This is a genomic window from Martelella mediterranea (assembly GCF_004342225.1).
GTDB classification, from domain to species: Bacteria; Pseudomonadota; Alphaproteobacteria; order Rhizobiales; family Rhizobiaceae; genus Martelella; species Martelella mediterranea_B.
Window position 1 is genome coordinate 1 of record NZ_SMAR01000084.1, and the last position, 3,624, is coordinate 3,624.

Genomic DNA, 3,624 nt, shown 5'->3' on the forward strand with positions numbered 1-3,624 from the left:
TGCGGCGCTATCCGAGCCATCGGGCCCTCACTCATCACGGTCTCCTTCCGGAAACCGTGAATCACATCTCAAGCCAAATTAATAGGTCCTGAGCCTAGAAGCAGGAGTGCTCTTTGCTCTTAAGGCTTGACCCGGATTCTGTGCACATATATGTATCACATAAGTGTAACACAATAATCTGATGTCATTGATTTCTTTTTGGATTCAAGTACTTATGGGTGGGGTGCAATCGTAGTTCGAATCCAGCCCGACATCAGCACCGTCCCTTTGCCCTTGTCGCGCGGTTTGCGCGGTCGGATGAACAACACCGTCCTTATTTTTGAAGACATATTTGGGGCGACGGATAACAATGACGCGGAACCTGGCCGGCACAACATCCAGCCGCTCCGAAACATCCTCGCCGGTCAGCACCTTCTGCTTCCCCTCGTGTCCCGGTAGGTCTTTCGGCTCGATCACGACTTCGACCCACTCCAGGTGTGGGGCAAAGCCCTTGCGCGACCGCTGCGGACACTTGCCACCGGCGCGTTCGAGCCCCTTGTTGACTTCAGACCTGATCGCGGCAATGCCAGTCTCGAACTTCTTGAAGACGAAAGCCTGCTGCTCGTTGTCGGTGGAGCCCAACTTTTCCGATCGCCGGCCGAAGCGAGCACGATCAAACGCTTTGCAGGATATGCGTCAGCTACCCGATGCGTACATCGGCATCGGCGTTTTGCGCCTTGAAATCGGCGACCTCTGCTTCCAGAGCATCTGTGGCGCGATGCCTTTTCAGCCATGGCAAGTGCAACACGCTTTCAGCGCTTTAGCATCATCGGGAAGTTTAAGATCGGGTGCGTCCATACGCATTAATAGAGCACATTTTGCTCCGTTTTACCTGTCTTTTCCAGCCGCTGATTCAATTCGTCGCAAGCCTTTCCCCTCCTCTTTGATCTTCTAAATAGGCCGCAAGCCGGGAGAGCCATCCATCCCATTAAATGGAAATGAAGTCGGTCATGCAAATCACACAGTCGGCTTCGTCACACTGGGTACGAGTAAAAACCGCGTTAGCCGAGATATTCAGCGATATAGAGCCCCAAACCGGCAAAATCGGTGATATACATCAAGCGGTTCTGATCCACAAAAACATCAGTCGTATTCGCGACCAGCGGCCTGCCCCTACGGTGATCAACCAGACGCTTGGGTGCCGGTGGCACAAAAGCGCCAACTTCGACCGGCGCATATTGATCGCGGATGTCGAAAATGCGCAGACCCGCATTTTGATAGGTAGCAAAGATCAACTCATCACTGACAAAGCTGCCCGGGCGGTTTTCGTGAATATTATGCGGCCCAAAATGACCACCAATCGCTTTGTAATTCTGGTCCTTTGGCTTTGGCAATGTCGAAATACTGATCGGATTGGCTGGTTCGCGGATATCGAATATCCAGATCGGCTTATCACCGTCCTCTTCGCTATCGAGGACAGCTTCGTCCACCACAACCAACAAATCTCTGTTTGGCAATGGCACACAATTATGAGTGCCGCCGCCAAACGGGGGGGACCAGATCGTATGCGAAATAAGTTTGGGATCACTGCGATCACTGATATCAAGCATCACCAAACATCCATCGCGCCAACCGCAATAGGCAGTATCGCCAGACACGATGGGGTGATGTAGGCTGTAGCGTCCGTCATCGGTCGGCCATGCGCCAACTTCACCTGCGGCTGTGTTCTGGCCGGGCAGCCAATAGCGTCCGGCAATTGTCGGGCGTGTCGGGTCGGCCATGTCAATGGTGATGAAAATGAAATCGGAAAATCCATCGAATTTGGCCGAAGCATAGGCCCATCGCCCCCCAACGTACCAGATCCGGTGCAACCCGACACCGTCAATGTCGAGGAAGCCGATCTGACGCGGTTGCTCCGGGTTGGAAAGATCATAAACAGCCATGCCCGCAGACCAATTTCTGGCGGTCGGTTGAAGGATCGCGCCACCTTCTGTCGGCTTGTAATAAGCGCGTTCATCTTCCACCACATCGGGAATGGAATACTGATCCTGTGCATGGACGACCAGCAACAGATTATCATGAACCTGCAAATGAAGGTTCCATGTGTTGGGTGGAGCTGGCACAAAATTTACGGTCTTGGGGTTTTTGGGGTCCTTGACATTAATAATCGTGAAGCCCTTGGAAAAGATGTGGCCCACATAGGCATAGCCTTTTTCTACCATAACCTGGGTGCCGTCTAACCGCCCCCCTTGATCTGAATGCCCAAGAATACGGATGCTCTTGAGGTATGCCGGCTCGAGGATATTGTCCTGAAGCATCTTGGTTCTCCATTTTTGCGGCCAATTTCTCGGCCAGTTTTCGCTCAACCGATTTCACACAAAACCGGATTTCGGGCTGAAAAAAGTCAATAAGGGTGAGGATATCCGGGCATATCTTCCATGCCCGGACACTCTATGAAATAACGCTGTATGAGACTGGTGAGCGCATTTCCAGGAGCGCAAAAAGCGCCATGCTTCCCTAAAAATGCTTTGGCTTAGAAGTCGTAATTGGCGATATTGTCTTTGGTGAACTCAACACGCTCAGGCAGGACGATGATCCCGTTGCCGTCAGCTTCGTAGTCCCAACCTTGGACCGAGTTTGGCTCGACCGTCACTTTCCCAATACCTGGTACGTCAATGGAATCACCGACGTTAAGCGGCCCATTTTTGAGAACCCAGTCAGCGACGTAGATCGTGATTTTGCCCTGTTTGGTCACATCCCAAAGTCCGAAGCGTTCCAGCGAACCACGTTCAATATAAGGGCGCATCACATTGGGGGTCGAGAACCCAACAATCGTAACGTCCTTGGCGCGGTTAAGGTTTTCTGCTGCCTGAACGGCGGCAGGCAGTGCAGTTGCATCAGGAGCAATGATCGCATCCAGATCAGGATAAGCGTTTAGAATGCTTTCAGCACCTTGCAATGATTTCTGTGCATCCTGATAGCCGTACTGCGTGGTCACGACCTCCCAGTCTGGATAATCGGTTGCGATAAGCTGTTTCGCGATTTCCACCCACTGATTCTGGTCCGTTACTGTTGGGCTAGAATAGAACATGGCGATCTTCGCCTTCTCTTTCTTAACGCCCTTGGCAGCCATTTCAACCAGCATTGCGCCCAGTTGTGGCGGAGTGCCCTGACTAATATGGTAAGAACGGCATTTAGGATCGACATCGCTGTCAAAGGTCAGGATGAGAGCGCCACGACTATGGGCACGATCCAGTGCCGAGCACAAACCTTCCGGGGAAAGGCTGGCAATGGCGATTGCATCATACCCCTGATTGGAGAAGTTATTGATGAACTGCACTTGTGCGGAGACGCTCGGTTCGGTTGGACCGTCATAGGTCACATCGACACCCAGTTCCTCACCGGCAGCCATCGCACCATTGCCCAGGCTGGTGAATACACCGATGCCGACAAGCTTCGGAATGAAAGCTATACGTGGTTCCTCAGCATGCGAGACTACGCTACTTGCGAAGAGGCCCGCAGCTATTGTAAAAGTGGCGATCCACGGAGCATGTCCGTTGTCATATAAAATGGGACATCAGAGCGGCTTGAGCATTGGAGGCTCTGGCTGGTTTGTGTGATTGATTATGCTGCTTGTTTTTGATG

The 3,624-nt window shown here is 52.2% G+C and carries 2 protein-coding genes and 1 pseudogene; all 3 read right to left on the reverse strand.

All coding sequences use genetic code 11. The annotated features are described in order from the left end of the window. Positions 1–288: 288 nt before the first annotated feature. Positions 289–837: pseudogene (locus EDC90_RS20555) on the reverse strand (IS66 family transposase zinc-finger binding domain-containing protein); the annotation flags it as partial. 203 nt (positions 838–1,040) lie between these two features. Next, the gene (locus EDC90_RS20560; protein WP_132314372.1) at positions 1,041–2,297 is read right to left on the reverse strand and encodes an LVIVD repeat-containing protein; all 1,257 of its coding nucleotides are present in this window, start codon (positions 2,295–2,297) and stop codon (positions 1,041–1,043) included. 215 nt (positions 2,298–2,512) lie between these two features. Continuing rightward, positions 2,513–3,520, reverse strand: a complete 1,008-nt coding sequence (lsrB, locus tag EDC90_RS20565; protein ID WP_132314373.1) for an autoinducer 2 ABC transporter substrate-binding protein LsrB — start codon at positions 3,518–3,520, stop codon at positions 2,513–2,515. Positions 3,521–3,624: the final 104 nt, after the last annotated feature.